This is a genomic window from Eggerthella guodeyinii (genome assembly GCF_009834925.2).
In the GTDB taxonomy this organism is placed as follows: domain Bacteria; phylum Actinomycetota; class Coriobacteriia; order Coriobacteriales; family Eggerthellaceae; genus Eggerthella; species Eggerthella guodeyinii.
Genome location: NZ_CP063310.1, coordinates 645727 through 669479 on the forward strand (window position 1 = coordinate 645727; position 23753 = coordinate 669479).

The 23753-nt window shown below is 67.5% G+C and carries 16 protein-coding genes; 12 read left to right on the top strand and 4 right to left on the bottom strand.

Annotated features, from left to right (window positions below; genetic code table 11):
• The first annotated feature begins 117 nt into the window (after positions 1-117).
• The 6 genes from GS424_RS02610 to dapB all read left to right on the top strand — a co-directional run bounded on the left by GS424_RS02610 (position 118) and on the right by dapB (position 8856).
• Positions 118-765, top strand: coding sequence for a 4Fe-4S dicluster domain-containing protein (locus GS424_RS02610; RefSeq protein ID WP_160941880.1), 648 nt, complete (start codon positions 118-120; stop codon positions 763-765).
• Between the two features lie 15 nt (positions 766-780).
• Positions 781-2211, top strand: a complete 1431-nt coding sequence (gene nrfD, locus GS424_RS02615; RefSeq protein WP_160941879.1) for an NrfD/PsrC family molybdoenzyme membrane anchor subunit — start codon at positions 781-783, stop codon at positions 2209-2211.
• Positions 2195-5440 carry a molybdopterin-dependent oxidoreductase gene (locus GS424_RS02620; protein ID WP_160941878.1) on the top strand — a complete coding sequence of 1082 codons (3246 nt, stop codon included), beginning with the start codon at positions 2195-2197 and terminating at the stop codon, positions 5438-5440. Before nrfD ends, GS424_RS02620 begins: the two co-directional genes overlap by 17 nt.
• A gap of 463 nt (positions 5441-5903) precedes the next feature.
• Entirely contained in the window at positions 5904-7397 is a 1494-nt protein-coding gene (locus GS424_RS02625) for an MDR family MFS transporter (RefSeq protein WP_244977644.1), read from the top strand.
• A complete protein-coding gene (locus GS424_RS02630; RefSeq protein ID WP_154333546.1) occupies positions 7394-7879 on the top strand; it encodes a CBS domain-containing protein in 486 nt (161 codons plus the stop codon). Before GS424_RS02625 ends, GS424_RS02630 begins: the two co-directional genes overlap by 4 nt.
• A gap of 176 nt (positions 7880-8055) precedes the next feature.
• Complete coding sequence (gene dapB / locus GS424_RS02635) at positions 8056-8856, top strand: 4-hydroxy-tetrahydrodipicolinate reductase (RefSeq protein ID WP_160941877.1); 801 nt, start codon at positions 8056-8058, stop codon at positions 8854-8856.
• Positions 8857-8874: 18 nt separating this feature from the next.
• Here dapB and GS424_RS02640 read toward each other — a convergent pair whose 3' ends face one another.
• Positions 8875-9048 (bottom strand): hypothetical protein, encoded by a 174-nt coding sequence (locus GS424_RS02640; RefSeq protein WP_186938256.1) that lies wholly within the window; start codon positions 9046-9048, stop codon positions 8875-8877.
• Positions 9049-9257: 209 nt separating this feature from the next.
• Between GS424_RS02640 and GS424_RS02645 the strand changes: the two genes are divergently transcribed.
• Positions 9258-10205: a dimethyl sulfoxide reductase anchor subunit family protein gene (locus tag GS424_RS02645; protein ID WP_160941876.1), complete on the top strand. Its 948-nt coding sequence runs from the start codon at positions 9258-9260 to the stop codon at positions 10203-10205.
• A 343-nt stretch (positions 10206-10548) separates the two neighbouring features.
• Here GS424_RS02645 and GS424_RS02650 read toward each other — a convergent pair whose 3' ends face one another.
• Entirely contained in the window at positions 10549-12153 is a 1605-nt protein-coding gene (locus GS424_RS02650; RefSeq protein WP_160941875.1) for a helix-turn-helix domain-containing protein, read from the bottom strand.
• A 248-nt stretch (positions 12154-12401) separates the two neighbouring features.
• Between GS424_RS02650 and GS424_RS02655 the strand changes: the two genes are divergently transcribed.
• The 5 genes from GS424_RS02655 to GS424_RS02675 all read left to right on the top strand — a co-directional run bounded on the left by GS424_RS02655 (position 12402) and on the right by GS424_RS02675 (position 17981).
• The gene (locus tag GS424_RS02655; RefSeq protein WP_160941874.1) at positions 12402-14843 is read left to right on the top strand and encodes a DMSO/selenate family reductase complex A subunit; all 2442 of its coding nucleotides are present in this window, start codon (positions 12402-12404) and stop codon (positions 14841-14843) included.
• 30 nt (positions 14844-14873) lie between these two features.
• Complete coding sequence (locus tag GS424_RS02660) at positions 14874-15488, top strand: 4Fe-4S dicluster domain-containing protein (protein WP_160941873.1); 615 nt, start codon at positions 14874-14876, stop codon at positions 15486-15488.
• A gap of 300 nt (positions 15489-15788) precedes the next feature.
• The gene (locus tag GS424_RS02665; protein WP_160941872.1) at positions 15789-16439 is read left to right on the top strand and encodes a 4Fe-4S dicluster domain-containing protein; all 651 of its coding nucleotides are present in this window, start codon (positions 15789-15791) and stop codon (positions 16437-16439) included.
• A complete protein-coding gene (gene dmsD, locus GS424_RS02670; RefSeq protein WP_193666539.1) occupies positions 16436-17095 on the top strand; it encodes a Tat proofreading chaperone DmsD in 660 nt (219 codons plus the stop codon). The genes GS424_RS02665 and dmsD overlap by 4 nt, the downstream gene beginning before the upstream one ends.
• Positions 17096-17105: 10 nt before the next feature.
• Complete coding sequence (locus GS424_RS02675; RefSeq protein ID WP_160943596.1) at positions 17106-17981, top strand: dimethyl sulfoxide reductase anchor subunit family protein; 876 nt, start codon at positions 17106-17108, stop codon at positions 17979-17981.
• A 22-nt stretch (positions 17982-18003) separates the two neighbouring features.
• Here the strand turns inward: GS424_RS02675 and GS424_RS17890 are convergent, their stop codons facing one another.
• Complete coding sequence (locus tag GS424_RS17890) at positions 18004-22242, bottom strand: EAL domain-containing protein (RefSeq protein ID WP_244977645.1); 4239 nt, start codon at positions 22240-22242, stop codon at positions 18004-18006.
• A gap of 92 nt (positions 22243-22334) precedes the next feature.
• A complete protein-coding gene (locus GS424_RS02685; protein WP_160943595.1) occupies positions 22335-23741 on the bottom strand; it encodes a helix-turn-helix transcriptional regulator in 1407 nt (468 codons plus the stop codon).
• Positions 23742-23753: the final 12 nt, after the last annotated feature.

Genomic DNA, 23753 nt, shown 5'->3' on the forward strand with positions numbered 1-23753 from the left:
CCGGCGGGACGCGGGCGGCCCGATCCCCTTCGGAGCCGCCGTTCCCCCTCCCCAGGGCGCCGCGCATCCCCCTCCGCGTGGCGCCCGCCTGTTTTCAGACGAATCGAGGTGCCATCCATGGAAGACTCCCACGTTCCGCATTGGGGCATGGTCATCGACCTTGCGAAGTGCGTCGGGTGCGACTCGTGCACCGTCGCATGCAAGGCCGAGAACCGCACGCCTCCCGGCATCACGTACAACGTGGTACTCGAGCAGGAGACGGGCACGTACCCCAACGTGCGCATCGAGGCGGTGCCGCGTCCCTGCATGCAGTGCGAGAACCCGGCGTGCGTGTCGGTGTGCCCGGTGCGCGCCACGTACCGCGGCGAAGACGGCATCGTCGTGATCGACGCCGACCGGTGCATCGGCTGCAAGTACTGCATCGCCGCCTGCCCCTACGGCGCGCGCTCGGCCGACGAGGGCTCGTCGTACGCGCTTGAGATGCAGGCCGCCGACCAGGTGACCGCGCCCGAGTACGGCGTGGATCGCGGCGCGCGCGGCGCGTACCGCGGCACGTACGGCACGGTGCGCAAGTGCACGTTCTGCGCGCACCGCATCGCCGAGGGCGAGGCGCCCGCGTGCTGCGAGACGTGCATCGGCGATGCGCGGTACTTCGGCGACTTGAACGACCCGGCGTCGAAGGTGGCGCAGCTGGCGGCCTCGCCGCGGGCGTTCCGCCTGCGCGAGGAGCTGGGCACGAACCCGTCTGTCTACTACTTGAAATGAGCGAGGTGAAGAGCTATGGCATCGACAACTGAGAATCGGGAGGCGCGGAAGGCTCCCGGGTCGCGCGAGCCGCGGCTGCGGACCTACGCGCTGCCGGCGCCGTTCTCGCGCCGCGCCACCGCGGCCTGGGCCGTTATCGTGGGCGTGCTGCTGGCAGCGGGCGCGTTCTTCATGTTCGACCGGCTGGCGAACGGCCTGGGCATGGCCGGGGCCACGAACGCCGTGCCCTGGGGCTTGTGGGTGGTGGTGTACATCTGGTTCTCGGGGCTGGCGGGCGGCTTGTACCTCCTGTCGGCGCTCGTGTACCTGCTGAGGCTGCCGCGCTTCGCGCCCATCGCGCGTTTGTCGCTGGGCTTGAGCATCGTGTCGCTTGCGGTGTCGATGATCTTCATCGGCATCGACCTGGGCGCCATCCGGCATTCGCTGGGCACGCTGCTGTTCTTCCACTGGTCGTCGCCGCTGGCCTGGGAGATCAAGGCGTACGTGGTCTTCATGGCGATCGCCGTCGTGCAGTTCGCCCTCGTGCTGCTGAACGACAAGCGCGCGGCGGAGGCTGCGGCGGGCGGCGATGGCGACGGGGCTGCGGGCTCGGGGAGCGCCGACGCGCTCAGGCGGCGCGGCAACGTGAACCTGGCCATCCGCGTGCTGGCCGGCGTGGGCGTGGCCACGTCGTTCGTGGGGCCTCCGGGCGGCACGGGCATGTTCTTCGCCGCGGTGAAAACCCGCGGGCTGTGGGAGGGCGGCATCACGTCGGTGCTGTTCTACGTCATGGCCATCGTGACGGCCGCCGCGTTTCTGATCGTGGTGTATCGGTTGCTCGCGCGCGTGCGCGGCGCGCAGCCGGACGCGGGCGTGCTCGTGGGGCTGAACCGCGTGCTGGCGGCGTCGCTGTTCGCGCTGGCATTCTGCGTGTTCTTCCAGGTGGCGCCCGCGCTGCTGTCGGGCGACCCGGCGGTGGCCGCGGCCGTGCAGGTGATGGTGGCGGGCCCCTTGGCGCCGCTGTTCTGGCTGGGCGAGATCGGGTTGGGCCTCGTGGCGCCCGCGGCGCTGCTGACGGTGGGCGCGCTGCGTTCGCGCGGCGGCCGCGGAGCCGCGATCGCGGGAGGCGCGTGGGCGGCGGCCGCCGCGCTGGCGGCCATGGCGGGCGTGCTGGCGCTGCGCTACGTGCTGGTGGTGGCCGGGTTCTCGGTGCCGCTCTTGGCCGGCATGCCCGCGCCGGCGTACGTGCCCAGCGTGGGCGAGGTGATGGTGGCCCTGTTCGTGCTGGGCTTGGCCGTGGGTTGCTACGGCCTGGCCGTGCGGCTGCTGCCGCTCGAGCGCGTGGGTGCGAGCGAGGGTGAGGAGCGGTTGGAAAGCGCATATGCGGAACCGGTGGCCGACGCGGGTGCGTCGTCGAGCGGCGAGGGATCGTGGACCAAGGAGGTGCGCGATGGAAGCGCAGCGTAGAGACGAAGAGCGGCGGGACACGGCAGGCGAGCCGCAGCGCGCGAGCGTGTTCGGCACGCCGTCGCGCCGCGCGGTGGTGGGCGCCGGGTGCGCGGTTGCCGCCGGCGCCGTGCTGGCCGGCGGCGGCCTGGGCGCCTATATGGCAACCGACGACCCGCTGACCGACGAGCCGCACGGACGCGGTTCCGCCACCGGCGCGTACGCGGCCGACGACGTGATCCTGTCGATGTGCAACAACTGCAACACGTACTGCACCATCAAGGTGCGCGTGGCCGACGCGGCCGACGGCGCGGGCGCGAACGAGGGCGCCACGGCGCTCGTGCGCAAGATCGCCGGCAACCCGTACTCGCCGCTCAACTCGCAGCCCTACGCGCCCGTTCCCTATGCGACGCGTCCCGAGGAAGCGCTTGCTCCCGGCGACGATATGGCGGTTGCGGGTCGCGCTGCCAACGGCGGCATGATCTGCCTCAAGGGCCAGGCGGGCATCCAGCTGGCGCACGACCGCTTCCGCATCACGCGCCCCCTGCGGCGCGTCGGCGCGCGCGGAAGCGACGAATGGGAGACGGTGGATTGGGACACGGCCCTCGACGAGATCGTGCACGGATCGCCCGCCCTCGGCACGCCCGGCATCGCCGAATGGTACGCGTACGCGCCGAAGAAGCAGGTGGAGGCCGACGCCGCGCTCGTGGAATCCGGCGAGATGACCCAAGACGCGTTCGCGGCGAAGTGGGCCGACACGCTCATCGACGTGGACCATCCCGACCTGGGACCGAAGTCCAACCTGTTCTGCGCGGCCGGCGGTGACCGCATGTTCCTCATCGGCGACCGCCTCACCCAGCAGGGGTTCGGCTCGGTCAACAACTTCAACCACGGCGGCGTGTGCGGCATGACCGGCGTCATGGCCAACGTGCGCACGCATCCCACGACGAACCACAAGCGCATGTACGCCGACATCGACCACTGCGAATGCCTCATCATCTGGGGCACCGAGCCGATGACAGCGAACAAGGGGCCGTCGTGGCTGGCGCCGCGCCTGTCGGCGGCGCGCGAGCGCGGCATGAAGCTCTATGTGGTGGACCCGCGCCAGGGGCGCAGCGCGTCGAAGGCCGACAGGTGGCTGCCCGTGGTGCCCGGCAAGGACGCCGAGCTGGCCTTCGCTATGATGTCGTGGATCGTCGCCAACGAGCGCTACGATGCCCGCTATTTGGCGGCGCCCGGCAAGAGAGCGGCTGCGGCGCTCGGCGAGCCCACGTGGTCGGACGCGACGCACCTCGTGGCGGTCGATCTGCCGAACCGGCCCGTCGTCACCGCGAAGCTGCTCGGGCGCACGGACGATGGATTGCCCGACGATGCGCGGTTCGTGCTCGTCGACGGCGAGCTGACCGCCGCCGACGCCGTGGAGGGCGCGGCCGATCTGCTGGCAGACGCCCAGGTGGAGGTCAAGGGCGTGCCGACGCGCGTGAAAAGCGTGTTCCGGCTTTTGAAGGAGCGCATCGAGGAGCGGACGCTCGAGGAGTACGCCGCCGACGCGGGCATCGAGCCCGCCCTGGTGGAGGAGGTCGCGCGCGAGTTCACGTCGCATGGCAAGCGCGCCTGCGTCATGAGCTACCGCGGCCCGGCCATGCACGCCAACGGATTCGACGCGGTGCGCGCGGTGGGTTACCTCAACTTCCTCATCGGCAACCACGATTGGAAGGGCGGGCACATCGCCGCCGGTGCCAAGTTCGCCCCGTTCACGGGTCGTTACGACCTGCAAACCGTGCCGGACGCGCACGCGGGCTGGGGCATTCCCATCACGCGTCAGAAGACGGAGTACGAGAAGACGAGCTACTTCAAGCAGGACGGCTACCCTGCGCCGCGACCGTGGTACCCGCTGCCGGGCAACCTGTCGCACGAGATCGTCCCGACGCTGCGCGCCGGCTACGTGTACGACCACCTGGGCGCGCTGTTCATCCACCGCCACTCGCTCGTGGACTCCACGCCGGGCGGCCAGCGCCTCGGCGACGTGCTGGGCGATCCCGCCAAGATCAACCTGCTCGTGTCGTTCGACGTGGAAATCGGCGATACGTCGCGCTTCGCCGACTTCGTGCTGCCCGACAAGACCTACCTCGAGCGGTTCAGCCAGGAGTCCCTCTACCCCAACCAGCAGTACCAGCTCATCCAGCTGGGCCAGCCGGCCGTCCGCGCCTACGAGGGCCCGCGCTCGGTGGAGGACGTCTACCTCGACATCATGCAGCGCCTCGAGCTGCCGGGCGTGGGCGAGCATGCCGTGCCGGTGGGCAAGGACGGCGCAGGCCCCGCGGCGGCGCTGGCAACCGAGTACGACTACTGGTTGAAGATGGCCGCGAACATCGCGTACGCCGGCGAGCAGCCGGTGCCCGACGCCGATGCCGACGAGCTGGCCCTGTTCGAGCGCGCTCGCACCCGCGCGCTGGGCGATGCCTTCGACCTCGAGGTGTGGAAGGCCGCCGTTACGGAAGAGGAGTGGCCGAAGGTGGTGTACGTGCTCAACCGCGGCGGGCGCTTCGCGTCGGCCGACCCCGCGAAGGACGACGGCTACGAAGGCGACCTCATCAAGACGAGGTACGCCGGCCTGTGCGCGTTCTACGACCCGAAAACCGCGTCGTTGAAAGATGCGCTGACCGGCGAGAACTTCGACGGCCTGGCCCATGCGGCACCCGTCGCCTTCGCCGACGGCACGCCGATGGAGCGTCCCTCCGAACGCCCGCTCGCGTTCATCAACTGGAAGGCCCGCACGAACGGCACGCATCGCACCATCGCCTCGTCGTGGCTGCGCGAGCTGACCACCGAGAACTTCGTGTGGATGGCGCCGGCCGACGCCGAGGCGCGCGGCTTGGCGAACGGCGACGCCGTGGAGGTCGTGGGGCCGGAGGGCGCGTTGGCCGGCCACGTGCGCGTGACGGAGGGCATCCGTCCCGGCGTGGTGGGCGCGAACTACTCGTTCGGGCATGCGGGTTACGCCGCGCGCCCGGTCACCATCGACGGCGCGTCGGTGGGCCCCGCACCCGACTACCTGGAAGAAGAGGGCGTCCTCGACGGCGACGAGCCCGGCAAGCAGAAGACTGGCTTCGCCGGAGGGCGCGGCCGCGGCTTCTGCATGAACGAGCTGCTGCCCGAGGAAACGCTCGCCGGCGGAGGCGGCGTCACCGACCCCATCGGCGGCGGCGCGGCCCAGTTCGACCTCTGGGTGGACGTGCGGAAGGCGTAACGGCGCCCGCCTGTTCGGCACCCGCCTGTTCTGCGGCGCGGGGAGGACGTGCGATCCAGCGCGCTCTCCCCGCGCCGTCTTGCCATGTTTGCCGTAACTGTGGAAATCGCTTGAAGCGGAACACTTTCTCGAAGATACGGGGGTTTCGGCTTCCGGTATACTTGCCCGCTGTGAAACCGCTTCTGCAAACATATCGGCGCTACGCCAGCCAGCGCCAGCTTTCAAGGCGTCGCTCGCGCACGGCCCTGTTCCGTTCGGCGGGCGAGGTCGGTCCCGGCGTGTGGCAAGGCTACCGCTGAACGCGCTCGCCCGGGTGACGCGCCCGCGCTGACGCGTCCCGCAACCCTCATCCCCATCTCAATCCCATAGTCGACGACCGGTCGCCGTCGCCGTGCGCTGCCATGCGCCCGACGTCGGGCATCGGCTTGGTCCTCGACGCGTCCGAAAGGAAGTCGATGCGCTCTTGAACGAGCAACAACTGGTAGCCCAGCAGCACAAAGTAACCCGCAAGGAGATCACCGTCATCGGCATCGTGCTGGCCGGCGCGTTTCTCGCCATCCTGAACCAAACCGTCCTGTCGCCCGCGCTGCCGAAGCTGATGGACGCGTTCTCCATCTCGGCCGGCACCGCCCAGTGGGTGACGTCCATCTACATGCTGGTCAACGGCATCATGGTGCCCATCACCGGGTTCCTCATCGACCGCTTCTCCACGCGCAAGCTGTTCTTCGTCTCGCTCGTCTCGTTCATCGTGGGCACGGCGCTGTGCGCGGCGGCCCCCTCGTTCGAGCTCCTCATCGTGGGACGCGTGCTGCAGGCGGCCGGCGCGGGCGTGCAGCTGCCGCTCGTGGGCGTGGTGCCCATGCTCATCTTCCCGCCCGAGAAGCGCGGCACGGCCATGGGCATGGCCGGCATCGTGATGAGCTGCGCGCCGGCGGCCGGTCCCGTGCTGGCCGGCGGCATCATCGACGCGTGGGGCTGGCGCATGATGTTCTGGGCGATGATCCCGCTGGCCATCCTCGTGCTGGTGGTGAGCTTCTTCCTGCTCACGAACGTGGGCGAGCTCAAGCGCCCGCACCTCGACGTGCCGTCCATCGTGCTGTCCACGTTCGCGTTCGGCGGCCTGCTGTACGGCTTCTCCAGCGCCAGCACGCTGGGTTGGGGCAGCGTCGTGGTCATTGGCAGCATCGTGGTGGGCGTGGTCGCGCTCGTGTGGTTCATCCATCGCCAGCTGCACATCGACGAGCCGCTGCTGCAGCTGCGCGCCCTCAAGACGCCCACGTTCGCATACTCGGCCATCATCGTGACGGTGGTCAACTCGGCGCTGGCCGTAGGCAGCGTCATCCTGCCCATCTACCTGCAGAACGTCCTGGGGCTGACGGCGTTCGAAACCGGCATCCTCATGACGCCCGGCGCCGTGGCGACCATCTTCCTGAGCCCCATCAGCGGCATGCTGTTCGACAAGTTCGGCCCGCGCGTCATCGCCATCGTGGGCCTGACCGGGCTCACCGCCTCGCTGGCGGCGCTGTCCTTCGTCGACGACAAGACGGTGGTCGCGTACCTCGTGGTGTTCTACGTCATCCAATCCTCGGGCCTGACGCTGGCGAACATGCCGGTGACCACCTGGGGCATCAACGCGCTGTCGAACGACATGATCGCGCACGGCAACGCCATCAGCAACACGGGCCGTCAGGTGGGCGGAGCGGTGAGCACGGCGCTCATCGTGACGGTGATGACCATGGTGACCGCGGCGAACGCCGAGGCCGGGCCCGTGCTGTCCACGGCGGCGGGCATCGACGTGGCGTACGGCATCTCTGCGGCGGTGGCGGCGATCGCGCTGATCATCGCCATCTTGAAGGTGCGCAACGTGAAGAACCGCGCGACCGCGACGCCCGCACCGCAGGTCGAGGCATCGCGCGCGGTTGATTTGGAAGAGGCTCGGGAAGGGGCTGGACGATGAACCAGACGATTGGCGCCATCATGGAGCGGGACGTGTTCACGTGCCGCTACGATCAGGATCTCGGCGAGGTGGTGGCCCTGTTCAACGAGCTGGGCACGAGCGGCCTCGCCGTGGTGGACGAAGAGCTCCACGTGGTGGGGTTCATCAGCGACGGCGACATCATGAAGGCAGTGGCCGCGCAGAAGACGCGCTCCATCTTCGGCGGCGGTTACGCCAACATGGTGCTGTACGACAACGAGTCCTTCGAGGAGAAGGCCCGCGCGCTCAAGCACCGCAACGTCATGGAGCTGGCCGTGCAGAAGGTGCTATGCGCCACGGCCGATCAGACCGTGGGCGAGATCGCCGACGTGCTGGCGAAGAAGAAGTTCAAGAAGGTGCCGGTCATCGACGAGAACGGCAAGCTCATCGGCGTGGTGCGCCGCGCCACCATCACGCGCTACCTGTTCGACGTGCTGTTCGGCGAGGAGGACGCGGGGGAGTAGCGCGCGGGGCGGTGAGGCGGCGGGGCGCTCGCGGCGCGGAGCGATTTGCGCCGCGCGCCGCCCGAACGCCGCCGACGCGGCCGTGCGCTATCGCTCGCCGGGCGCACCCCTTATACTGACGGCAACGAACAGCGCGCCGCAGGCGACGCTGCCATACGGTGGGGAGGGAGCGCGGCATGAAGGTGATCGTCGTCGGATGTCATGGGCAGATGGGGCAGCCCATCAGCCGGTTCGTGGATGAACGCGAGGGCATGGAGCTGGTGGGCGGCGTGGGCCCTGCGGGGCGCGACTACATCGGCCGCGACCTCGGGCAGGTGGTGGGCCTCGGGCGCGACCTGGGCATCCCCGTGGTGGACGACCTCGCATCCGTCATCGACCGGTGCGATGCGCTCATCGACGTGTCCAGCGTGGAGCAGTGCCTCGACACGCTCGACCTGGCCGTCGAGCACGGGAAGGCCCTCGTCACCGCCAGCACCGGGTTCACGCCCGAGCAGTTCGAGCGCTTCGAGGCGGCGGGCCAGCGCATCCCGGTGATCTTCAAATGCAACACGTCGAAGATGGTGAACGTGATGCTCAAGCTGGTGGAGATCGCCGCGCGGGCCCTCGTGGACGAGACGGATATCGAGATCATCGACCAGCACGACCGTTATAAGCTGGACGCGCCCAGCGGCACCGCCGTCATCATCGGCAACATGATCGCCGAGCTCAAGGGCACCACGCTGGACGAGCTGGCCGAATACGGCCGCGGCGGCCACGGCGCGCGCAAGCCCGGCGGCGTGGGCTTCCATTCGCTGCGCGCCGGCGACATCACGAGCGACCACAAGGTGTACTTCGGCGGCTTCGGCGAGCGCTTGGAGATCACCCATTACTCCTACAGCGACGACTGCTTCGCCCGCGGCGCCGTCGACTGCGCCGCCTACCTGTGCGGCAAGCCCGCCGGCGTCTACCGCATCGCCGACGTGTTCGACCTGGGCTGACGCTGACCTCCGCGCCGCCTACGGGCGGCGCGCTTGGCGGGCCGCCATCACGAACAGGGCGAACGCGAAGAGGGCCAGCGCGATTGCGGGGGCCGGCGGCATCGCGGCGGCTGCGACGAGCGCGATCGTGCAGGCGAACAGGGTTCCGGCCAGTGCGGCGGCCACCGCCCAGCTCCTTTGAATACGGGTCATCGCAGGCCCTCCTTTCGTGGAACACCTTACGGTACCAGCTTGCGCCCCGTCGGTGGGGGCGGCACTCTGACAACCGAGCCACGGGTGGGCAACGCCTCTCCAAACGTCATATCGAGTCAGCTGACGCGGCGGCTGATGCTCCTACGATGGGGGCGCATTCGATATGACAGCTAGAGGATTCGTCGTGAATCCTGAGGAGGTGAAAGCGTATGGACCTCGCACTGCTTCAACTGCCGATGGTTCTGTTCACCACGCTCGTGCCGATGGCATCGGGCGCATTCATCGGCTTGGCGGTGGCGTTTCTGACCACGCGCTTCAGCAAGGAGCACCTCGCCCGCATCGACCGCTGGACGCTCCTGCCGCTTGCTATTCTGGCGGTGGGCTACATCGCGTCGTTCGTGGCTCTCTCGTCGCCGCAGTACGCGATGAGCCTGTTCCAAGGCATCGACATCGCACCGCTGTCCTTCGTGGGCATTGCCGGCATGTTGTTCGTGGCGTTGGCGGTGGTGTACTGGATCATCGCGATGACGGGCAACCTGGACGAGCGTCCGCGCAAGGTGTTCGCCACCGTGGTGGGTGCGGCGTCGCTGCTGCTGTCGCTCAGCATCGGCGTGATGTACATGGGTTCCGCGGTGCTCACCTGGGACTCGCCGCTCGTGCCGCTCGGCATCGTCGGCTTCTGCGTAGCCGGCGGCGTGCCGCTCGGCGCGCTCGTCGTGGCCGTTGCGGGCGGGATGCCCGAGGCACGCCGGACGCAGTTCCCCGCGGCGGCGCTCGTCACGGCGTTCATCGGCGTGGTGGCGGCCATCGTCGCCGTGAGCGCCCAGCTGCTGTTCGCCCAGTCCACGTTCAGCGCGTTCTTCCCGGGAGCCGACGTGCTCCCCGGTTCGTGGGTGTACCTGGTGATCTCCATCGTGGGATTCGTCGCCATGCTGGCGACGCTGCGCGCCACGCTCATGCCCGGCGGCCGCAACGCGGCGGCGATGGGCCGGACGGCGGGCGCTGCGGCGGCCATCCCGCTGCGCGATCGCGAGGACGTGGACGCCGACGCGCCCGTGGGCATCCGCTCGGCGATCCCGCTGCTCGTAGCCGGCAACGCTGCCGTGCTCATCGGCATCTTCGTCGCGCGCCTCATGTTCTACGCCCTGCAGGTGTAACAGCATCGCACGCATCCCGGAGGCACTCGAGCCGCCGGCACCCATCGGGTGCCGGCGGTTTTTTCATGCGCGCTTCGAGATGCTGGGATGGCATCGAGTTCGTTCTGGTGATAAAAGACGCGCTCCTAACCCGCAGGGGAAAGGAGCGCTACCAATAACCCAAACCGCCAAGGCGATCCGAGAGCCGTGGGGAGTAACCGCTCCCTGCGGCTCGCCTGTAGTATATACGTTACATAGGGGGGCTTCAACCGATCGCCGTGCGAGAATGGAGATCGCGCATTACGACCTCGAACGGGTTGAGGGCTGGCTAGGGGAGGGCGCTCGCCCGCGTTTCGCGTGGCTCCTACTCCTGCAGGTCGTTCGGGTCGAACGACTCGATGAGGTCGAGCAGCTCCTGCTTCTTGTGGATGTCGAGCTTCGCGTAGATGCGCTTCGAGTGCGTGCGGATGGTGTTCTCGGTCACCACGAGATCCTCGGCGATGCGCGCCACGGTGTTGCCGAGGGCGATGAGCTCCATGACCTCCGTCTCGCGCTCGCTCAGGCGGTAGTGCTGCTGCAGCAGCGCGGCCTGCTTCGAGATGCGGTCGAGGTACACGCGCTCCTTCTCCTCGCGACGGGGTCGCGCGGTGCGCTCGCCGCGCTTGCCGCCCGCCTTCTTGGCCGGCGCCGCATCGGCCTCGGCAACCGCGGGCTTCTTCTCCACCGCATGCGCCCGCAGCGCCACAAGCTCGATGCTGGCCGCCGCATCGGTGCCGTCGCCGTGCTTGAAGATGCGCCGGAACCCGCCCTGGCCGATGAAGTACATGAGCCCCAGCAAGTACACCGCCACGAGCGCCACCACGGCCAGCGGCGCGATGCCGATCACGAGGATCTGCTCGGCGAACGTTCCGCCGATGAAGCCCACGTCGTGCAACGCGTACACGATGCCGCCGAAGAACCCGTAGGTGAACACGGGATTGATGCCGCGGTCGCGCGAAGCCTGCGCGCATTGGATCATCATGAGCATGATGGCCACGCTGTACACGGCGTACAGGCCGCCGGCCAGCCAGCGTGCGTACTCCTCGGGCAGAAACGGCAGCAGCAGAAACGACGTGATGACGAATGGGAAGAAGATGCGGTACGCGCCCACCACGTTCACGCTGAGGTTCTTGAACTGCCACAGCACCAGCAGCGCCACGGCGGCGGTCAGCGAGCCGCCCATCGACAGCACGTTGACGAGCGACCCCACCGCCGGCTCGCCGATGGCCAGCGAGCGCATGATGCCGGTGCAGAATCCCAGCGCGCCCACGCACAGGGCGCTGCGCCAGTAATCGTTCGCGAGCCGCTGGTACACGCGGGGGTGGTCGCGCGGCACGTCCTGGAACATGGCTTGGTCGAGGTCGATCTCGCGGCTTTTCAGCACGATGGTCAACCCGAACAGCGGCAGGAACACGAGCGGGATGAGGAACGCCGTCACCGCCTGCGGAATAAGGTACAGCGAGAAGTACAGCACCGCCGCGTATACGGTACCCTGGATGAGGTCGCGGTTGCCGGTGTCGGAATCCTGGCTGGCGAACAGCCGCTGCCACAGCATGTAGAAGCCGGCCGACCCCAGCCCCAGCAGCGCCCCGCCGGCGATCACGAGCGGCAGCGCCCACGCGTCGAGGTAGATGGCCGCGATGAGGCAGCACCATCCCAGAAGGTAGGGCATGGTGGCCAGCCGCACGATGAACGTGCGCGTGGGCCCGGGGAAGAAGTACGACCCGAGGGCGCTGGCAAAGTAGCTGAACGAGAACACGAGCGATTGCGCGAGGAAGAACCAGAACACGATCTCGGTGGTTTGGAACTCCAGCGGCAGGAACGGGAACACGCCGCCCCACACGCCCGCGGCGTTGATGGCCAGGAACAGGCCGTAGCCGAGCGAGGTGATGTTCGGCTTCAAGATGCTGGCGATGGTGGCTGCGTTCAAAGATCCTCCCCCGAGACCGCGCCCGCGCGCGGCTTGTCACGTTGCCCGCTCATAGTTCCCGTCGCACCAGTATAACGGTATTGTCAGATAGAACGGGTGACGCGTTACCAAAGCGCTGTCCTGTGATCAGGCAAAACTCCAAGTTCGCATATTTTATGTGACACGGTGGAGGGGCGCGAGTGCCACAATGCGAAGCGTTCCGCCTGGGAAGCGGAGCACAGGACGAGAGAGTGAAAGAGGGAGGGACCATGACGAACATGTTGGAGAATGCTCAGGTGTCTCGCCGCACGTTCATGAAGGGCTCGGCGCTGGCCGGCCTGGGTGCGGCTGCGATGGGCACGGGTGCCGTGTCGCTGTTCGGCTGCTCGCCGAGCGCCGACGGCGCGAAGGGCGGCGACGCCGCTGCGACGCAGGCCGTCGAGGAGACCACGACGTGGGGCCACTGCGCCATCAACTGCCCCGGCCGTTGCAGCCTGAAGTTCCACGTGCAGGACGACGAGGTCGCCTGGGTGGAAACCTACACGAGCAAGGACGCCGGCTTCGACGAGGTGCAGCCTCGCGCCTGCCTGCGCGGTCGTACGTATCGCCGCTGGCTCGCGAACCCCGACCGCATCAACTACCCCATGAAGCGCGTCGGCAAGCGCGGCGAAGGCAAGTTCGAGCAAATCTCGTGGGACGAGGCGATCGACACCGCCGCCACCAAGCTCCAGGAAGTTATCGACAAATACGGCAATGAGGCGGTGTACGTGCCGTACGCAACGGGCGTGTCCGCGACGACGTCGCGTCCGTTCAACCGCATGCTGTCGTTGGTGGGCGGTTATCTGAACTTCTACAACAGCTATTCCACCGCGCAGATCTCCTGCATCACCCCGTATATGTACGGTTCGAAGCAGTCGAGTGGCTCCACGCTGTCTGCCGCCGAGGATGCAGCTCTCATTCTGGTGTTCGGGTCCAGCCCGACCGAGACGCGTCAGGGTGGCGCCGTATCGCACTACGATTGGGCGCATCTGCGCGAGAAGACGAGTGCGAAGATCTACATGATCGACCCTCGCATGAACGATTCCATCATGGGTCATTCCGAAGAGTGGTTGCCCATCAACCCGGGCACCGATGCGGCACTCGTTGCGGGTATTGCGCATGAACTCATCGCGAACGATATGGTGGACCTCGACTTCCTGCACACGTACTGCGTGGGCTACGATGAGGAGACCATGCCCGAGGCGTACCAGGGCAAGAACATGTCCTATCGCGCGTACGTTATGGGCGAAGGCTACGACATGGTGGAGAAGACCCCCGAGTGGGCCGCGAAGATTACGGGCATTCCGGCTGATCGCATCAAGAGCCTCGCCGAGGAGATCGGCACCACGCATCCGCTGTACGTGAACCAGGGCTGGGGTCCGCAGCGCCGCAGCAATGGCGAGTGGACGGCGTGGTCTATCATGACCCTGCCGTGCCTCGTCGGCCAGATCGGCCTCCCCGGCACGAGCAACGGCACGCGTGAGGGCAGCAACTCCGTGTCGCTGAGCAGTCTGCCCAAGGGCGACAACCCGGTGAAGGCATCCATCCCATGCTTCCTGTTCACGGATGCTATCGACCATGGTCCCGACATGACGTCGAAGAACGCGGGCGTGAAGGGCGTGGACCAGCTTTCCACGGGCATCAAGTACATGATCAATTACGCCGGCAACTGCCTGACGAACCAGCATGGTGACATCAACCGTGCGCACGATATCCTCGCTGACGAGAGCAAGTGCGAATTCATCTTGGGCATCGATACAGCGATGTGCGATTCGATGAAGTACGCTGATATCATCCTGCCCGACCTGTTCCGTTTCGAGCAGGTGTCGCAGATCGGCACCGGCGGCGACAACGCGTACATGATCAGCGGCCAGCCGTGCACCACGCCGAAGTTTGAGCGCAAGACGGCGTACGAGATGGCGTCGCTCATGGCCGACAAGCTGGGCGTGAAGGAAGAGTTCACCGAAGGCAAGACCGAAGAAGAGTGGATCAAGTCCATCTACGAGGAGTCTCGCGAGAAGGACGACACGCTTCCCACGTACGAAGAGGCCATGGAGATGGGCGTCTACACGCGCCAGGGCAAGCCCAAGATCGCGATGGAGAAGTTCCGCTCCGATCCGACTGGCAGCGCGCTCGACACGCCGTCCGGCAAGATCGAGATCTTCTCCGAGGCCGTGCTGCAGTTCACCGACGGCTGGGAGCTGACGGAGGGCGATACGCTGCCCGGCATGGACACGCTGCCTCCGATTCCGGTGTATATTCCCGAGTGGGACGGCGTCGAGACTACCACGGACGAGTACCCGCTGGCGTTAACCGGCTTCCACTATCGTGGTCGTCTGCACTCATCGTGGGGCGGCATCGAGGAGCTCAAGGAGGTCAACCCGCAGGAGGCGTGGATCAACCCCGCCGACGCGAAGGAACGCAGCATCAAGCAGGGCGACAAGATCCGCGTGAAGAATGCGCATGGCGAAGTCGAGCTGCTGGCGAAGGTTACGCCGCGTGTGGTTCCCGGCACGGTGGCCATCTCGCAGGGCGCGTGGCACGATGCCGACATGTCGGGTGATCGTCTTGACAAGGGCGGCAGCATCAACACGCTGACTACTCAGCGTCCCTCCCCGTTGTCGAAGGGCAACCCTCAGCATACGAACATCTGCCAGGTTACCAAGGCGTAGGGCGACGAGCCGCAGAAAGGGTGATATACCATGTCTCAACAGGCATTCTACTTTGACGGCACGCGCTGCACCGGGTGCAAGACCTGCCAGATGGCGTGCAAGGATTACAAGGATCTCAGCGTTGGCCTGTCGTTCCGTCACGTGTACGAGGTGACCATCGGCGACACCGTGAAGGACGCCGACGGCATCCTGACCACCACGTGCGTCAGCTATCCGCTGTCCATGTCGTGCAACCACTGCGATTCGCCGATCTGCTTCGAGAAGTGCCCGCAGAGCGCCATCATCAAGGACGCCGACACGGGCCTCATGTCCATCGACGAGGAGAAGTGCATCGGCTGCGGCACGTGCGCCATCGTGTGCCCGTACAACGCGCCGAAGGTGGACGAGGAGAAGAAGAAGGCCGTGCGCTGCAACGGCTGCGCCGAGCGCGTGGCCGCAGGCGAGAAGCCGGTGTGCGTGGAGGCCTGCCCGGCCCGCGCCCTGGACTTCGGCACGGCCGAGGAGATGGCGAAGCTGGGCGAGCGCGGCAACATCGCTCCGCTGCCCGACCCCTCCGAGACGAGCCCGAACATCTACATCAAGGCATCCGCCGACGCTCAGCCGGTCGGCGCAGCCGAGATCGTGAACCCGCTCGAGGTCGCGTAAGGAAGCATCGGGGGGCCGCGCGAGCGGCCCCTTGCTCCATAAGGCCCGCCTTTCCTTCTTGGCTTTTCATGGTGCGGCGAAGAATTCGGGATGTGGGCGTCCTGCGCCGCGCCGATCGTATGCCGCGTCCGTCGCGAACCGGCGCGGCGTGCGTTTCTTCGCTCGCAACCCCGCCTCTGCGCCACGAGGGAAAGCCGGCGGTTCGCATGTGTGGGCGGGGTACGCTAGAATGGGCGTGCCCCGCTTTTCTGGACGTGGGGGAGTGCTTGCGGTTCCGTGTTGACGAGAGGAGGTCGCCACATGTCTCAGCAGGCTTTTTTCTTCGATGGAACGCGTTGCTCAGGATGCAAGACGTGCATGTTCGCCTGCAAAGACGCCTACGACCTCGATGTCGGCATCGCGTATCGTCGCGTGTACGAGTACACGGGCGGCGACACCGTGCGCGCGGACGACGGCACGTTCAGCTCCACCTGCTTTTCGTACAACGTGACGGTGGCGTGCAACCACTGCGACGACCCGGTGTGCGTGCGCGTGTGCCCCACCGAGGCCATGCACAAGGATGACGAGACCGGGCTGGTCAGCGTCAACGAGCGACGCTGCATCGGCTGCGGGTACTGCCACCTGTCGTGTCCCTACAGCGCGCCGCGCGTCGACCGCGACAAGGGTCACAGCGTGAAGTGCGACGGCTGCGCCCCGCGCGTGGCCGCGGGCGAGAAGCCGGTGTGCGTGGAGGCCTGCCCGGCCCGCGCCCTGGACTTCGGCCCTGCCGAGGAGATGGCGAAGCGGGGCGAGCGCGCCGCCGTCGCGCCGCTGCCCGACCCCGCAGCGACGGTGCCGAACCTGTTCATCAAGCCGCCCGCCGACGCCCGCCCGGCGGAATCGAAGGACGGCGCGGTGGCGAACCTGTTGGAAGTTGGATTTCGGGCAACCGATAAGGAGATCATGGAATGAGCGAAGAAGCAACCGTGCCCCTGTCCGAGGACGTGCGCGAGGCCATCGCCTTCGTCGGCGAGACGCTGGGGCCGTTCTACCTGCAAGACCCGGTGAAGGGCGACGCCGGCCCCGCCTTCGCGGCCATGGCCGCGATCGATGCGGACCAGGCCGCCGCCGAATGGCCCTTCGCCGACGAGGGGGAGGCCCGCGCCGCGCTCGGCCTCATGACGGGCGGCCTTGCCGGAGGCTGCGAGGCCGACGACCTCGTGTGGGAGTACCGCCGCCTGTTCGTCGGCCCCGCGCCGAAGCCGGCCCCTCCCTGGGGCTCGGTCTACACCGACCGCGAGTGCGTCGTGTTCGGCGCCAGCACGCTGGCCCTGCGCGCGTGGATGCGCGGGCGCGGCATCGCGCGCCTCGCGGACGACAAGACCCCCGAGGACCACATCGGCCTCATGCTCGTGCTCATGGCGTGGATCGCGCGCAACCAGCCCGAGGACCTGGACGAGTTCCTGCAAGCGCACCTGCTCACCTGGTCGTCGCACTTCCTCGAGCAGCTGGCCGAAGCGGCCGACCAGCCCTTCTACGAGGGGCTTGCGCGCCTCACGAAAGCATCGCTCGAAGGCATCCAGGCCGAGCTGGCCCTGGACGTCGTCTACCCGAGGTTCTACCGCTAGGATCGCCTGCATGATTTCAGGATTCGACACCGCGCTCGGCGAGATCACGCTCGTGCTGTTCACGACGCTGGCACCGTCGGGCGTGGTCGCGTTCATCTGCATGGGGCTTCCCGCGCTGGCGGGCGGCGCGTCTGACGCCCTGCGCCAGCGGCTCAACGTCTTTCTGGGGCTGCCCCTCGTCGTGGCCATGGTGGGGCTCGTGGCGTCGGCCACCCACCTGGGCAACCCCGCCAACGCGCTGTACGTGTTCATCGGCGTGGGGCGCAGCCCGCTGTCCACCGAGGTGTTCTTCGCCGTGGTGTTCCTCGCGCTGGCGGGCCTGTACTGGCTGTACAACTTCGTCGAGCATCCCAAACGGCAGCTGCAGCGGGTGTGGCTCGCGCTGGCCATGCTGGCGGGCGTCGTGTTCGTGGTGGCGGTGGGCTTCGCCTACGCCGCCGACACCATCGTGTCGTGGTACACCGCGTACGTGCCGCTCAACCTCGTGCTCAACGCGCTGGCGGGCGGCTCCGTCCTCGCCATCGCGGGGCTGCGCATCGCGGGCTACGAGCTCGTCGAGGGGCGCATGGGGCGCGTGCTGGCCGTCGTGGCCGCTCTCGCGCTGGCGGCCAACGTGGTGACGTTCGGCCTGCAGAGCGCCGACCTGGGCACCATCGAGAACTCGTACCTGACGGCCGCGCAGTTGGTTCCCTCCTACGGCCTGATGATCGGCGCGTTCGGCGTGCTGGGCATGGCGGGCATCGGCCTGGACGCCGCGGCGCTGTGGGGTCGCGCCCGGCTGTCCGTCGCGCGCACGGTGGGAGCCGCCGTGCTCATGCTCGGCGGCATCTTCATCATGCGGTTCGCGTTCTACATGATGCACATGACGGTGGGCCTCGGCGTGTAAAGCGCCGTCCCCCTGTCTCACCTTAGGCGTCCGAGCCCGTCTCGAAGAAGCAGAAGTGCGCCTTGCCCTTCGATTTCGCCTGGTAGAGAGCGCGGTCGGCCCGCTCGTACACCGTCTTGAACGCGGTGCCGTCCTGCGGCACCATCGCGATGCCGGTCGACACCGACAGCTCGATCACCTGGTCGCCTTGCACCGTCGCGTTCCAGGGGCCCGCGCTCAGGTCGGCGATGCGCTTCGTCATGTCCTCGCGCTCCATGTCCTCGCAGTACACGACGAACTCGTCGCCGCCCCAGCGGCAGATGAGGTCGCCCTTCCTGAACGCCGTGCGCAGGTGCTGCGCCACGCCGGCCAGCACCGTATCGCCTGACAGGTGGCCGTACGTGTCGTTCACCTGCTTGAAGTCGTCGAGGTCGATGATGGCGAACGCGCCGCGGTAGCCGCGCTCCACGGTGCGCTCCAGCGCGTCCGTCATGCGCAGCGAGGCGCTCTGCCGGTTCAGCAGGCCGGTCAGCGCGTCGTGCTCGGCCTTGTTCTCCAGGTCGAGCTCGCGACGCTTGCGCTCGTCGATGTCGGTGACCGACAGGTAGGCGTACACGTTGCCGCCCTCCTCGAGCTGCACCATGCGGTAGCTCAGCTCCATCCACCGCTCGCCTGCCTCGTCGGTTTGCCGGTACTCGAGCGAGGCGTAGCGCTCCTCTTCGGCGAACCGCCGCAGCATGTCGTCGAAGTCGAGGAAGCGCTCGATGGCCTCGGTGTCCTCGCTCGATTTGAGGTAGGGCCCGATGCGGTCCTCGAGCGTGACGTTCGACCAGTCTTCCAGCGACAGCCCGGCCCAGTAGCGCCACGCGCGGCGGTCGGCCGAGTTCAGGAAGTTCTTCGTGTTGACGTTGACGTACCAATGATCCACCGCGGTGCCCTTGAGGATGTCGAGCAGGCGGTTGTCGTTCGCGCGGGTGAGCTTGGCTTGCGAATCCTGCGTGGGATCCTCCAGGTAGCCGATGACGCGCGCGGGATCTCCGCTGGCATCGGGCACGATCTCGCGCTCGATGTGCAGCGTCAGCGGCTCGCCCGTGTTCGACCACACCTTGATCGTGCGCGCGGCGGGGCGGCCCCACATGGCCTCGCGCGACAGACGGCGCAGCACGTTGCTCACGTCGTCGCCCAGGCTGGCGGTGTCCTCGTCGTCCGCCGAGGCGGCCAGCAGCGAGGCGATGCCGCTCGACGAGAGGTTCTGGAACGCTAGGCGGTCGGTTGCGATGTCGTACACCCACACGTTCAGGTCCGACTGCTGGATGATGCGGTGCAGGATTTCGTCCTCCAGCTCGAGTTCCTGCTGCATGCTCACCATGTGGTCGGTGTCGATGCACAAGCTGGCGATGGCCAGGCGGTTCGTCTTCGTGCGCACCACGCGGCCGTGATCGCTCACCCAGAAGTACGACCCGTCCTTGCGCAGCATGCGGTACTGGGTGGAATACTCGAGCCCCTCGTAGAACTCGGGTCCGATGTCCTCCATCACCTGGGCCATGTCGTCGGGGTGGATGGAGTTGCTCACCAGCCCGTCGAGCGCTTCGATGAACTCGGCCGACGAGTCGTAGCCGGCCATGTGGGCGATCTCCTCGTTGGCGAACAGGAAGGGGAAGCCCTCTTCGCAGTACCCGCCGATGAGGCCGCCGGGCGCGTTCTGCATGAAGATCTGCGCGGCCAGCTGGCGGTTGTCGGCCGTGAGGTCGCCGAACGACTTCTGCGAGGAGGAGATGTTCAGCGCGCTGCTCAGCACTTCCTGCGACGCGCGCAGCTCCTCCTCCTGCTCTTCCTGCTCGGTCACGTCGGACAGCGAGGCGAAGAAGATGGTGCGATCCTGCTCGCGCCGCAGGAAGAACGCGCGCATGCGCATCCACATGAGGTCGCCGTTGAGGCGGTAGCGGCGGAACGTGGCGTCGGCGCCCGTGACGGGGTGCTCGTACGCCTCGTCGAACATGGCGTTGACGAGCGCCAGATCGTCGGGATGCACCTGGCGCGAGATGAGGCGCTGCCGCTCGCGCAGGTCCACGGAATTGCAGCCGGTGACGTGGTAGTACTCGTTGTTCACCTGCTGCAGCTCGAAGTGGTCGGCGTACACCGCGTAGATCGCCAGGCCGCCGATCAGGTTGTCCACCGTGGCGCGGCTGATCATGTCGTCGTGCAGCAGCGCGTTCACGTCGATGAGCTCCATGCTGGGGCTCAGCACGCCGCGGTGGTCCACGATATCGTCCTGGGCCAGCAGCTCCTCGAGCGCCTCGGTGGGCATGGGGCGGTGGAAGTAGTAGCCCTGCGCGTAGTCGCAGCCGATGTCTTGCAGGAAGTCCACCTGCTCCTTCGTCTCGGCGCCCTCGGCGATGATGCGCAGGTCCATGAAGCGCGCCATCGACACGACGGCCTCGAGGATGCTCTCGCTGCGCTGCGACTCGTTCTGCCTCGTGAGGAACCCCATGTCGATTTTCAGGATGTCGACGGTGATGTCCTTCAGCATGTTGAGCGAGGAATAGCCGCTGCCGAAGTCGTCCATGAGGATGGTGAAGCCGAGATCCTTGAGGCGGGCCACTGCGTCGGCCATCTTCTCATCTTCGGCGTACGCGCTCTCGGTGATCTCCAGCTCCAGCAGCTTGTGGTCCAGCCCGTACTTCTCGATGAGCCCCTCGAGCGATTCGACGACGTCGATGGCGTACAGGTCGGCCCGCGAGATGTTCACCGACACGGGGACGGGCGCGCCGCCGCGGTCGATCCACGAGCGGATGTGCCGGCAGGCCTCGTCCCACACGTACAGGTCGAGGCTCGCGATGAAGTTGTTGCGCTCGAGCACGGGGATGAACGAGCCCGGCATCACGAGCCCCTGCGAGGGGTGCTGCCAGCGCACGAGGGCCTCGAGGCCCACGATGCGCTCGGTGCGCGTGCTGCACTGCGGCTGCCAGTACAGCACGAACTCGTGGTTCGTCAGCGCGCGCTTCACCTCGAGGAGGATCTTCGCCTCGTTTTCCATCTCCTCGGTCATCCCGGGTTCGTACCAGGCGATGCGCTTGGTGTAGGTGCCCTTGACCGAGTTCATCGCGATCATCGCGTGGTCGCAGGCGGTGACCACCGACACGTCGGGGCGGTCGAAGGCGCACACGCCGAAGGCCGGCTGGAACCCGATGGTGTCCTCGGAGTCGAACGGCTCCTGCTTCAGCTCGTGCTCCACCCGCTCCTCGGTGATCAGGCCGTGGGGGATGATCAGCGTGAAATCGTCGCCGCCCAGGTAGCCGGCGATGCCGCCGCGGCGCTGTGCGATGGCCTCGATGCGCTCGGCGATGGCGCACAGGATGGCGTCGCCGGCTTCGCGGCCGTGCCATTCGTTGTAGATCTTGAAGTGCTCGATGTCGATGTACGCGGCATCGTAGGCGGTTTCGGGCGTGCCGGCCACGAGGCGCTCGGCCTTGTCGTAGAACGTGGCCGCATTGTACAGGCCGGTCAGCTGGTCGCGCTCGCGCAGCAGCTGGATTTGGGAGCGCTCGGCCTGCGACGTGCGCTGCCGCACCTCGTCCTCGGCGTCGGCGATGAAGCACATCACCACGCGCTCGCCGCCGCCTCCGCGCTTCACGGACACCACGGTCAGCGCCGCCCAGTTCCAGCCGCCCGACACGAGGCGCTTGCGGAATTCCCCGCGCAGCGCGCCGCCCGCGTCCTCGATGCGGCCGAGCAGCGTGCCGAAATCCCAGAACGCCGCGAAGCGATCGCGGTCTTCGGGGTGGATCAGGCGGTCGCGCACGTCGGGGAACATGACGCTGAGGCGTCCCTCGATGGCCGGGACCACGAATTTGTCGGGCTCGTGGTAGAGCACCTTGTACGCGTCGTCGGTGAGGTTGAGCTCGAACAGCTCGTCGTAGGAGGACGGCTCGCTCAGCGAGCTGAACAGCCCGCGGCTGTGCTCGTCGATGGGGTGGCCCGAGAACAGCACGCAGGGCCCCTCGTCGAACCAGTCCAGCTCGAGGCAGGTGAGCTCGTACCAGCGCCCCACGCGCGCGCTGTAGATGACGCTTTGCGTGGCGTGCTCGCTGGAATCGGGGTTCCAGGGGCAGTCCTTGCAGGGCTCGGTCTGTCCGCGAAAGCATTCGTAGCACAGCTCGCCAACGCGGCCGCCAGGGAATACGCGCCGCGCCGCGCGGTCGAGGTACACGACGCGGTACGAGCGATCGATGACGTAGGTGTGGCCTTGCGTTGAGACGCTCTTTTGTCGGCTGCCCGGCATCGGATCTCCTGTCCTCAAGCCCTTTGATACATTGTAGGACTTCGGCAGCGAGTTGGGCTCGGCAAACCGCAAAATGATGCTGCGGCCTCCGGTTACGCGTCCGCGCGCGGATGCTCGCGCTCGAGCATCGCCAGCAGATCCTGCTTCGAGTGCACGCCCACCTTGCGGTAGATGCTCGTCATCTGGGATTTGATGGTGTTGAGCGACACGAAGCGCTCCCCGGCGATGCGCTTGATGGTAAGCCCCTTCACCACGTAGAACAGCGTGTCGCATTCGGCCTCGGTAAGGTCGTGGCGCGCGCCGAACGTCCGGCACTGGGCGCGGATGACCTCGTTGATGTCCTCGATGTCGGCGGGCTGGGTCTCCGCGCGGTTCGCGCGGGCGCGCGTGCGGGTGCCGAACAGGAAGATGAACGCCAGCAGCAGCGCAACCGCCACCGTGGTGGGCGTTTCGATCGAGGGCGCGGCAACGCTCATGGCGCGCCCGGTGGCCAGGCCGAGCGCGATGCAGACGTCGAAGAGGGCCAGGGCGACGACCAGCTGCGTACCGTCGGGGCGGTCGCTTGCGCCCCCGCCGTTCCTGCCCAGCAGGAACACGCACAGCGACAGCATGGAGTAGCCCACCCACACCGCGCCCATGAACACGGCGTGCCAGTCGGGGACGACGGCGTTCAGCAGGATGGCGATGCCCAGCATGGCGAACACGAGGCGGATGAGCGCCTCGGGGTTCGCCTCGCGCTTGCGGGCGAGCGACACCGCGAAGAACGTGGCGCATACCGCCACGGCGCCGAACACCCACAGCGTGTAATCGCGCAGCGACGGCGACGAGCCCCACAGGATGCCCACGCCCAGCGCGGACGCGGCGATGCCGATGACGAGCGGGTCGCGCAGCGGGCGCGTCTTCTCGGGCGTCACGAGCGGCGATCCGTCGTCGGCGTCGTCCTCGTGCGCGGCCAGGGCGTGCACCGTGACGAAGAGGATGGCGCACGAGGCGATGAGGAAGCTGGCCTGCACCTCCGTCCCGGCCTGTTTGAGAGCCAGGAACGAGAGCGAGGTGACCAGCTGCCCCACGGTGAGGGCGACGAGGACGGTCAGCAGGCTGGAGCGCAGCGCCAGCACGGCCCATACGAAGTGCAGCAGGGCGTATCCCACCGACATGATGCCGGCTGCGAGCATGACCAGCAGCATCGACGAGCCGGAGAACACGAGCGAGAGGAACGCGAGCGCCCCGCCCAGCGCCAGCGCGAACGCGGGCGCCAGCAACCGCGAGGCGCTCGGCCATCCCAGCCCCCTGCGCGCGAACAGCGCCAACGCGCCCAGCAGCACGACGCCCGTGACGACGCCCCAGGTGCAGAACAGCGCGACGAAGCAGTCGGGCTGCAGGGCGCCCCAGGGAAGCTCGGCGAGGGCGTCGCCGTTCCATGCCAGCAGGATGCTGAGCTTGTGGGCGATGAAGCCGCCCATAAGCAGGAGCAGGGTATGGATGCGCGCGCGTTTCATGCGTTCCTTCGG

Bases quoted from the DNA above. Each gene is read 5' to 3' on its own strand.
- GS424_RS02630 (WP_154333546.1), top strand. From the start codon at position 7,394: ATGAACCAGACGATTGGCGCCATCATGGAGCGGGACGTGTTCACGTGC.
- GS424_RS02610 (WP_160941880.1), top strand. From the start codon at position 118: ATGGAAGACTCCCACGTTCCGCATTGGGGCATGGTCATCGACCTTGCG.
- GS424_RS17890 (WP_244977645.1), bottom strand. From the start codon at position 22,242: ATGCCGGGCAGCCGACAAAAGAGCGTCTCAACGCAAGGCCACACCTAC.
- GS424_RS02620 (WP_160941878.1), top strand. From the start codon at position 2,195: ATGGAAGCGCAGCGTAGAGACGAAGAGCGGCGGGACACGGCAGGCGAG.
- GS424_RS02665 (WP_160941872.1), top strand. From the start codon at position 15,789: ATGTCTCAGCAGGCTTTTTTCTTCGATGGAACGCGTTGCTCAGGATGC.
- GS424_RS02640 (WP_186938256.1), bottom strand. From the start codon at position 9,048: ATGACCCGTATTCAAAGGAGCTGGGCGGTGGCCGCCGCACTGGCCGGA.
- GS424_RS02660 (WP_160941873.1), top strand. From the start codon at position 14,874: ATGTCTCAACAGGCATTCTACTTTGACGGCACGCGCTGCACCGGGTGC.
- dapB (WP_160941877.1), top strand. From the start codon at position 8,056: ATGAAGGTGATCGTCGTCGGATGTCATGGGCAGATGGGGCAGCCCATC.
- GS424_RS02675 (WP_160943596.1), top strand. From the start codon at position 17,106: ATGATTTCAGGATTCGACACCGCGCTCGGCGAGATCACGCTCGTGCTG.
- nrfD (WP_160941879.1), top strand. From the start codon at position 781: ATGGCATCGACAACTGAGAATCGGGAGGCGCGGAAGGCTCCCGGGTCG.
- GS424_RS02655 (WP_160941874.1), top strand. From the start codon at position 12,402: ATGACGAACATGTTGGAGAATGCTCAGGTGTCTCGCCGCACGTTCATG.
- dmsD (WP_193666539.1), top strand. From the start codon at position 16,436: ATGAGCGAAGAAGCAACCGTGCCCCTGTCCGAGGACGTGCGCGAGGCC.
- GS424_RS02645 (WP_160941876.1), top strand. From the start codon at position 9,258: ATGGACCTCGCACTGCTTCAACTGCCGATGGTTCTGTTCACCACGCTC.
- GS424_RS02685 (WP_160943595.1), bottom strand. From the start codon at position 23,741: ATGAAACGCGCGCGCATCCATACCCTGCTCCTGCTTATGGGCGGCTTC.